Genomic DNA, 7,480 nt, shown 5'->3' with positions numbered 1-7,480 from the left:
GCTTCTGCCATCAAAGCATAATAACTTTGATTCGATTTATAGATAACTTTATACTCTTGTTCTAAATATTTTTTTAAGTCTGATAATCTTGGATGTTCTTGTTCTCTTAACCAGGAAATAACTTGGCCTTTTTCTGCGGGTTTTAATTTACCCTGAGTTCCTTTAAACTGTAATTTTAAGCTCTCTACTCCAAAAAACAGAGCTTGATTTTTCCACAAACTAATAAAACTATGAGAAACTTGTAATAATTCTTTTATTTCATGGTAGGATTTTCCTTCTAAAATCATCTTGACAGCTAAAGCTCTTTTTATTTCTCTAGCTTCTTTCGTGTGATTAATAAAATCATTTAACTCAGAAATAATGTCCATGTTCATTTTTTAATTTAGACACTACTTAATATTATACCTGTTATGACCTATTTAGGACTGCTATATGTCTATCTGGACTTGAGTATGCACTGACTTTGCAATATCCCCGGCCTCATCACATCCATCGGTGCCGGTGAATCAAAATAATCGGCTTGGAGTTGGCTGTGAGTGCTCAATGTCGGCTCCCCTAAAGTATCGCCTGCGGGCGTGACGCTTTCGGTGGCCGATGGATGTACCTACCGGCTGCTCGCAGATCCCCCGGCTTCGGAATATCCACCGACTAGATCCACTGTCCGAACAAACATTCGCTTGCATTACGGCATCCCTCTATCTTGCAATATCCATCGGTGCCGATGTATCAAAATCGGCTGGTAGTTGGCTGTTGAGCGATTCAATTCCTAGCGAGTAAAAGGTTCGGTTCGGCTTCTAGTTTGCTAGTAGAAGGAGCGATATCCACCGGCACCCGAAGAACCCCTAGCCCCTATACAGAAGCCTGGTTTATGACATTTACCGGCGTCCGTGAATCCAAATAAGCTTTTAGCGCACTGTTGAGAAGCTGGGAGATCGTTGGGTAAAGGGGGCCGATGGCTGATCGGATTATTGGGAGTAAATTGGGAGGCCGGTGGTCTGCTTTTGTTTACGGAAGTACGGATGGGTGCCGGTGGGTATTGCGGGAATTTGCCAAGGTCTAGTTCGGTATGTGGGATAAATTCTGTTGATTTGACAAGCAGACGCTAATTTGATGCCGATGCCAAATTGAATGCCGGTGGTTATGACAATTTCTTCTGGTAGTTTGGTGCCGGTGGTATGGCGTGATTTGCCCCGTTTTATTTGGGTGCCGATGGTATGGCGTGATTTGCTCTGGTTTATTTGGGTGCCGGTGGGATAGGGTAGGCCGCTGTCCGCCTGGAGTGCCGGCAATCTCTATTTTGTTTATGCCGGCCTAAAATGGCGATGATTATGAAGAATTTATCAGTGTGACACCGGCCTCTTTAGGTACACCGACCATATAGCGAGTTCAGGTTCACCGGCCCCTCAACATCCAAGGGTTCAGTCAGGTTCACCGGCTTTATCAGATTCAGGGAGGTCGCTGAGGTTCAAGGTATTGGTGATGCCGGTGGTGCCGGTGTCTGCCTGGAGTGGCGATAATATGTATTCTTTCTGGGCCGGTCTAAAATGGCCATAAGATTTAAAATGGACGAGCGTAACACCGGCACGAACGAGTAACACCTGCCCCCGACAGATTCGCCGGCCCCCAAGCATTCGCCTGCATCACAGTATCCATCGGCCTTTACAAAGCCATCGGCCTTCCAGCATCCACCAGTCTCAGCGCGAAAGCCGAGTTCTCAAAATTCACCGGCTCCTGGAGTCCCACCAGCCTCTAAACATCCCCCTGTCCCCGCCCTCCACCGGCCCCTTGGAGTTCCACCGGCTCTGCAATAATCTACCCATGCGAATGAATCGCAAATTGCGTGATGTGTTCAGGTTTATTGGGGGTCGGTGGGATAGGGTAGGCAGCTATCCGCCTGGGCTGTCGGTAATCTCTATCTTGTTTATGCCGGCCTAAAATGGCCATGATAATCAAAAATTCTCTCAGTGTGACACCGGCCTCTCAAAACCCACCGGCCCCTCAAGATCCACCACCCCAAAAAAATCCACCGCCCCCCGGACATCCACCGACACTTGGAGCCCCACCGGCACTTGGAACCCCACCGGCACTTGGAACCCCACCGGCACTTGGAACCCCACCGGCACTTGGAACCCCACCGGCCCAAAACAGATCAAGCGAGCCTTATAGATCGTCAGCCCCTTCTATATCCATCTGCACCTGAGTATGCACTGACTTTTGCAATATTCCCGGCCTCATCACATCCATCGGTGCCGGTGTATCCAAATTCCAGCTTGACCGTCCATTTTTACAGCCTCATCACATCCATCGGTGCCGGTGCATCCCAATCGGCTTTTAAGTTCGCTGTTGAGCGATTCCATTCCTGGTGAGTAAAGGTTAGGTTCGGTCTCTAGTTCGCCAATGGAAGGGCAGGTTCTAGTTCTCAAAATTCATCGGCCCCTAAAAATCCAGCAGCTTTTCAATATCTGCTGGCTCCCAAACATCCACCAGCTTTTCAAACTCCACCGACCTCCAAGCATTTTGTGCCACCCCACCCACCGGCCATCCTGCTTTCACCGGCCCCCTAAAATCCACCGGTTCCACCCCATCCACCGGCTTCATAACATCCAGTAGCTCTCTGATATCCTACCGGCCTCCCAAAAACCCCTGGCCCTTCTCCAGAAGCCGGGCCTATTAAATCTTTCTCAAGGACGAAAAGACGAGTGGGTTAATCTTCAGCTATTGCATCGACATTGCCACTTCTTCGGAAAAGACTGCTGGTGACGGCAGTCAAAAGTCTGTTAATGACAAAAGGATTGCACATTGAATAGCCGTGTGCGCTGAATAATCGCTCTTCCCGATTTCGGAAGAGAGGGGTCGAATGGCAACATTCCCCTCGACTCTCCCTCTCGGCTTTACCCCATATAGTGCGCTATATAATAGTGATTGACTGGATTCTTACTAAATGGATAACAACTCGAACATCAACGAACGGCGACATGTGGGGAGGCAGCTTTCGTTTGCCCTCTATAGTGCGTCGAACCGCGTCATTCGGCTCCATCGGCCCTTTCTTGAGCCTTTGGGCCTGACCTATCCTCAGTTTCTGGTCATGCTCGCTCTCTACGAGGGCACCCCGCGCACTGTTGGGAAAGTAGGGCAAGAACTCGGTATGGATAACGGAACCTTAACGCCCCTTTTAAAACGCCTTGAGAGCGCGGGGTTGGTGACGCGCACCCGTGACCAGCAGGACGAACGCCGCGTTCTTATCGATCTGACAGAAGCGGGCGAGGCACTCCGTGAGGCAGCGTGCTCGATCCCTGAAAAGATCGAGACGGCCTGCCGCCTCTCCGATGAAGACCTTGCCGAGATTCGCGACACCTTGAACGGGCTGGCAATACCCCGTCAAACAACTCCGTAAAAGGATTATTTATCATGGATAACACGAAGAAAATGAACATCGGAATCTTAGGCACTGGCCATATCGGGAAGACTTTGGCACGCAAACTCAGTGCTGCCGGACATGACGTGAAGGTAGCGAACTCTCGCGGCCCAGAGACCATCGAAGCCGATGTGCTGGCTTTGGGCGCACGCGCGGTCTCGACGGCCCAAGCAGTGGAGGACGTTGACGTGGTGATCCTCTCGATCCCTCTCAACCGCATTCCCACAATCGCGCCGCTCTTCGCCAACCTACCAGCCGAGACAGTCGTCATCGACACGTCCAATTACTATCCCCACCGCGATGACAAGATTGATGCCATCGAGGCTGGGCAGGTCGAGAGCCTCTGGGTAGCCGAACAGCTAGGTCGGCCAATCGTCAAGGCGTGGAACGCGATCGGGTCTGGCTCTTTCGCCGCTAAGGGCAAGCCTGCTGGAAGTCCTGACCGTATCGCCCTCCCTGTCGCTGCTGACCGCGAGAAGGATCGCTCCGTGGCGATGGCGCTCGTCGAAGACACCGGGCTTGATGCTTTCGACGCCGGCACGCTTGCCGATTCATGGCGTCAGCAACCCGGCACGCCCTGCTATTGCACTGATCTCACGCGTGAACAAATGGCGGGAGCACTGGCATCTGCCGACGCATCACGATCGCCAAAGCGCCGGGACTTGGCAGTTGCAGTGATGCAAGAGCGCCTTGGTGACGCCACGACAAATCCGGATGCCGATTTCGGGGTTCGTCTGAGCCGTGCTATTTATATGTAACGTGAGTTTGTATCATTGGAAGCATAAAATTGTCGTTTCGGCAGGGTGTTTAGTTCGCTCTTGATCTGCTGGATTTGGTTGACTAAACGGGGCCGACGGGGGATGGCATTTTATTTGGAGTTAATTGGGTGGCCGGTGGTATTGGGTGATTTGCCCCGGTTTATTTGGGTATGTGGGATATGAGATTGGCCGGTGTCCGCCTGGAGTGTCGGTGCAGTAATTTGCCCCGGTTTATTTGGGTATGTGGGATATGAGATTGGCCGGTGTCCGCCTGGGTTGCCGATGTTTGCCTGGGATGCCGGTAATCTATATTTTGCCTAAGCCGGCCTGTAAAATTCTATGAAATAAGGCATGGACGAGCATGACACCGGCTCTGACAAATGCACCGGTGTCTCAATATCTGCCGGCCTCCCAAAATCCCCTGGCCTTCTTGCATCCACCGGCATCCCAATATCCAGCGGCATCCCAATATCCCCTGGCCCCTTGACAGAAGCCGACTATATCGCATCCCCCGGTGTCCATGAATTAAATGGGTTTTTAATTGACTCTTACCTAGCTTGCGGATCTTTGACTACAAAGGGCCGATGGTGGTGAGCGCATTATTTGGAGTTAATTGGCTGGCCGGTGGTCTGCTTTTATTTATGGAAGTGTCCATGAATGCCTGTGGTAAAGCGGTAATACTATTACTGCGATTCCCCGTGAGCTTTGGGGGTATGAATCCCCGGCGTTGGGTCGGCCTTGCTTACCAAATGACCAGTTCAGGTCACGCTCCACCGGCCCCTCCACCAACGATGCACCACCGCATAACCCATGGAGTGCTTTATCTAAGTGTAATTGGGGGTGCGACTTGAATCCCGAAAAAAGGGGTGTTCCTAGCAATTGTTGGATGGTCTTGGATGCGTTCTACGAGCATCTAGGACAGCCTTTTATCTTCTCTCGTTCATGTAATGATTGCAAAGCAGGGTGAGTTTTGATCCACCCTGCTGAGAATATGGTTATAAGTAGGTGTGCCTAATTAAACGTAAAATAGAAAAAATTATAAAAAAGAGGCAATCACAATATGCCAGCCCGATTAAAAATTAGCCTTAGTGAGCTAGAATTCCAAAAGCTTTCGTAAGTTAAGCCAAAATCCTCAAGTGCCAGAAAGGACGCGAAAAAGAGCCGAGGTACTCTGCTTGAGCGCAAAAGGGTGGACAGGAGCTACGAATAGCAGAGTGGATGAATTGGGCTGCTAATACAGTCAGAAGAAGCCTTCAGATGTGGGTACTTAAAGGAGAGGAAGGGCTGTGGGATGCACCAAGAAGTGGAAGAAAAAAGATGTGGCAAGAAGCCGATATACAGTATTTGGAGGAGCGCTGTGCGTTGGATCAAAGAACTTATAACAGTAAACAATTATCAGTTCTGCTTAAGCAAGAGCGTCAAGTGGAATTAAGTCCCGCACAAATCCGTAAGATACTCAAAAAAAAAGGACTAAAATGGAAACGAACAAAAACAGTTCAAAGAACCCACCCAAACCCGGAGCAAAAACAAGCCAAAAAAGCTGATGAGAGAGATATTAAGAATCAAGGCCGGCTTGTGGTGTGCTCTGCCTAAAATACTTAGATGAAAGCGGTTTCAGCCTGTGGAGTAGTCCCAGTTATAGTTATGTAAAAGTAGGAGAACAGAAAAAAATAAGGCAGAGTAAAAAGCGAGGAAAAAGGCTAAACATATTAGGAATATATGAGCCAGGGAAAAGTTTTAATTATGCCGCTTCCTTAAGTGGGTTCACAAAAGAAAATTTTGTCAAAATATTAGACAAAGAAGCTGTATATGCACAGCAAAGACAAGCCCAAACGGGAGCGATTACAGTAATTGTATTAGATAATTACTCTGTTCATAAAAGCCAGATTGTGAAAGCGAAAGAAAAAGAATGGCGGGTTCAGGGACTATATTTGTTTTTTCTTCCTACTTATAGCTCAGAGCTAAATCTAATAGAAGGAGAATGGCATCAAATTAAGACCCATGAAATAGCAGGAAGAATGTTTGATTGGGAATATGATTTAATCGAAGCAGTTAAGGAAAGCTTAAAGGCAAGAAGCGAAAAATTAGGATTAAAGCTTGAGTATTTTAGACTCAACTAAATTTGATAAATATAGGGTAAGTAAGCTCAAAGTTTTTTACGTTTAATTAAGTTCACTTACTTATACTGATTCTACGCCCCTACAAAACTACCTAAAACCTGACCGGAGGCTAATTGAAAATTACCGGAAGGTAGGTCGAGAGATGGTGTGCTTATAGTGCCTGAGATACTGCTTTGAACACCGCTCACATCACTCCTTAAACTAGACCCGTTTTGAATAGTGGCCACAAGCTCACGGCTAAAACTATTAACAACGAAGATTTGAAACCCAGAAAGATTGGTTTGAATATTGTAGGTTTCACCGGAGCCTAATTGAATTAAATCATCAGACGAAAAATCAGTAATCAGTGCGCTATCACTTCCCCCAGCAGATTTGTAGTAAGAACCACTGGAATCTCCTAAAATAAAGCGATCAATTCCGGCACCACCAGTTAGAGTGTCAAATTCCCCAGATCCCCGCGAAAGATTGTTGGTTCCCGTTAAACTATCATTGCCACTATCACCGAGCAAGATGTCAGAACCACCACCACCCACGACAATATCGTTACCAGAATTCCCATTCAGAGAGTTGTTACTACTATTGCCGGTGATAAAATCACCATTCAGAGTACCGGTGACATTAACAAAGTTTTGAACAGTGAAGGTACTGGTCAATTGAGGAACATTATTAACCGTAAGGTTATTGATGCCAAGATTGACATTTATAGAAGCAGAACCTGTAGCAGAAGAAGCATTGATCGTGTTGGTTTGACCGATAGCACCAACAATTTGTTCTACAGAAATTAGCTGATCAAAACCAACTCCACTTTTATCTATTCCCCTAAAAGGTGTTAGTGTTATAGCTCGTCCTAAGCTGCTATAATTAGCTTGATCAATGCCGGTGTTACCATTGAGAGTATCGTTGCCATTGCTGCTGGTTAAAATGTCATTGCCCAACCCGCCATCCAAAACATTATTGACGCTATTCCCAATCAATTGATCGGCAGCGCTGCCTCCAGTTAAATTTTCAATTGAAAATAATGACTCGGTTGTTGTTGAATTTCCTGGAAAACTGACAACACCTGTTTGTAAATTACCAATAATAGGCCCAGAAAAAAAGCTATAGGTAGCAATATCTGTGCCATTGCCACCAATTAAAACATCAAAACCAAAACCCCCATCGAGAGTATCGTTGCCATCGCCTCCATC

The 7,480-nt window shown here is 47.6% G+C and carries 14 protein-coding genes; 6 read left to right on the top strand and 8 right to left on the bottom strand.

Features of this window, described 5'->3' with window-relative positions; genetic code table 11:
* From NG798_RS26420 to NG798_RS26395, 6 genes are all read right to left on the bottom strand, one after another.
* Window positions 1-368: helix-turn-helix domain-containing protein (locus tag NG798_RS26420; protein WP_261226710.1), on the bottom strand; the 368-nt coding region annotated here is incomplete at its 3' end.
* 597 nt (window positions 369-965) lie between these two features.
* Entirely contained in the window at window positions 966-1,289 is a 324-nt protein-coding gene (locus NG798_RS26415; protein ID WP_261226709.1) for a hypothetical protein, read from the bottom strand.
* A gap of 129 nt (window positions 1,290-1,418) precedes the next feature.
* The gene (locus NG798_RS26410) at window positions 1,419-1,598 is read right to left on the bottom strand and encodes a hypothetical protein (RefSeq protein WP_261226708.1); all 180 of its coding nucleotides are present in this window, start codon (window positions 1,596-1,598) and stop codon (window positions 1,419-1,421) included.
* A 363-nt stretch (window positions 1,599-1,961) separates the two neighbouring features.
* A complete protein-coding gene (locus NG798_RS26405) occupies window positions 1,962-2,153 on the bottom strand; it encodes a hypothetical protein (protein ID WP_261226707.1) in 192 nt (63 codons plus the stop codon).
* Between the two features lie 81 nt (window positions 2,154-2,234).
* Entirely contained in the window at window positions 2,235-2,423 is a 189-nt protein-coding gene (locus NG798_RS26400) for a hypothetical protein (RefSeq protein WP_261226706.1), read from the bottom strand.
* Window positions 2,424-2,436: 13 nt separating this feature from the next.
* Window positions 2,437-2,598 (bottom strand): hypothetical protein, encoded by a 162-nt coding sequence (locus tag NG798_RS26395; protein WP_261226705.1) that lies wholly within the window; start codon window positions 2,596-2,598, stop codon window positions 2,437-2,439.
* 21 nt (window positions 2,599-2,619) lie between these two features.
* On the opposite strand from NG798_RS26395, the gene NG798_RS28310 reads away from it, so the two are divergent.
* The 4 genes from NG798_RS28310 to NG798_RS26380 all read left to right on the top strand — a co-directional run bounded on the left by NG798_RS28310 (window position 2,620) and on the right by NG798_RS26380 (window position 4,494).
* The gene (locus tag NG798_RS28310) at window positions 2,620-2,760 is read left to right on the top strand and encodes an HNH endonuclease (protein ID WP_375339007.1); all 141 of its coding nucleotides are present in this window, start codon (window positions 2,620-2,622) and stop codon (window positions 2,758-2,760) included.
* 181 nt (window positions 2,761-2,941) lie between these two features.
* A complete protein-coding gene (locus NG798_RS26390) occupies window positions 2,942-3,394 on the top strand; it encodes a MarR family winged helix-turn-helix transcriptional regulator (RefSeq protein ID WP_261226704.1) in 453 nt (150 codons plus the stop codon).
* 11 nt (window positions 3,395-3,405) lie between these two features.
* Window positions 3,406-4,173 carry an NAD(P)-binding domain-containing protein gene (locus tag NG798_RS26385; RefSeq protein WP_261226711.1) on the top strand — a complete coding sequence of 256 codons (768 nt, stop codon included), beginning with the start codon at window positions 3,406-3,408 and terminating at the stop codon, window positions 4,171-4,173.
* A 192-nt stretch (window positions 4,174-4,365) separates the two neighbouring features.
* Entirely contained in the window at window positions 4,366-4,494 is a 129-nt protein-coding gene (locus tag NG798_RS26380; RefSeq protein ID WP_261226703.1) for a hypothetical protein, read from the top strand.
* Here NG798_RS26380 and NG798_RS26375 read toward each other — a convergent pair.
* Window positions 4,491-4,637, bottom strand: coding sequence for a hypothetical protein (locus NG798_RS26375; protein ID WP_261226702.1), 147 nt, complete (start codon window positions 4,635-4,637; stop codon window positions 4,491-4,493). The two genes, NG798_RS26380 and NG798_RS26375, sit on opposite strands and share 4 nt — an antisense overlap.
* A gap of 754 nt (window positions 4,638-5,391) precedes the next feature.
* On the opposite strand from NG798_RS26375, the gene NG798_RS26370 reads away from it, so the two are divergent.
* Window positions 5,392-5,766, top strand: coding sequence for a helix-turn-helix domain-containing protein (locus tag NG798_RS26370; RefSeq protein ID WP_261226701.1), 375 nt, complete (start codon window positions 5,392-5,394; stop codon window positions 5,764-5,766).
* A complete protein-coding gene (locus NG798_RS26365; protein ID WP_261226700.1) occupies window positions 5,754-6,293 on the top strand; it encodes an IS630 family transposase in 540 nt (179 codons plus the stop codon). Before NG798_RS26370 ends, NG798_RS26365 begins: the two co-directional genes overlap by 13 nt.
* A 71-nt stretch (window positions 6,294-6,364) precedes the next feature.
* Here the strand turns inward: NG798_RS26365 and NG798_RS26360 are convergent.
* On the bottom strand, window positions 6,365-7,480 hold a 1,116-nt coding region (locus NG798_RS26360), incomplete at its 5' end, for a hypothetical protein (RefSeq protein WP_261226699.1).

This window comes from Ancylothrix sp. D3o, assembly GCF_025370775.1.
Lineage (GTDB): Bacteria > Cyanobacteriota > Cyanobacteriia > Cyanobacteriales > Oscillatoriaceae > Ancylothrix.
This window is presented reverse-complemented; position numbering and strand designations above follow the sequence as displayed.

Bases quoted from the DNA above. Each gene is read 5' to 3' on its own strand.
- NG798_RS26375 (WP_261226702.1), bottom strand. From the start codon at position 4,637: ATGCCGCTGGATATTGGGATGCCGGTGGATGCAAGAAGGCCAGGGGAT.
- NG798_RS26370 (WP_261226701.1), top strand. From the start codon at position 5,392: ATGAATTGGGCTGCTAATACAGTCAGAAGAAGCCTTCAGATGTGGGTA.
- NG798_RS26390 (WP_261226704.1), top strand. From the start codon at position 2,942: ATGGATAACAACTCGAACATCAACGAACGGCGACATGTGGGGAGGCAG.
- NG798_RS26395 (WP_261226705.1), bottom strand. From the start codon at position 2,598: ATGAAGCCGGTGGATGGGGTGGAACCGGTGGATTTTAGGGGGCCGGTG.